Origin of the sequence: Sedimentibacter sp. B4 (genome assembly GCF_000309315.1) — a bacterium.
Lineage (GTDB): Bacteria > Bacillota > Clostridia > Tissierellales > Sedimentibacteraceae > Sedimentibacter > Sedimentibacter saalensis.
This window is the reverse complement of the sequence record NZ_CANG01000365.1, coordinates 1-241: the sequence shown is the minus strand read 5'-3', so window position 1 is coordinate 241 and position 241 is coordinate 1. Positions and strand designations below refer to the sequence as shown.

1 protein-coding gene is annotated in these 241 nt (G+C 66.0%); it reads left to right on the top strand.

Annotated features, from left to right (window positions below):
- Positions 1-111 (top strand): SDR family oxidoreductase (locus tag BN358_RS25470; protein ID WP_157593404.1); only part of this gene is annotated, 111 nt, incomplete at its 5' end.
- Between the last annotated feature and the right edge of the window lie 130 nt (positions 112-241).

Below are 241 nucleotides of genomic sequence, written 5' to 3'. Positions count from 1 at the left end.
GATCTCGACCCGACAGCGAAGGCGGTGGTCGCCCTGCTCAGCGACTGGTTCCCCGCCACAACCGGCGAGATGATCCACGTCGACGGCGGCCTGCACTCGACCGGCGCCTGACTTCGGAGGTATCCCCGCGCATACACGACGGTTCGGCGCGCGGGAATCGGTAAGTTTGGCCGCATGAGCGTCGTCGAGTTGCAGGGTGTTTCGATCGTCCGTTCCGGGGCGACCCTGCTCAACGACGTCA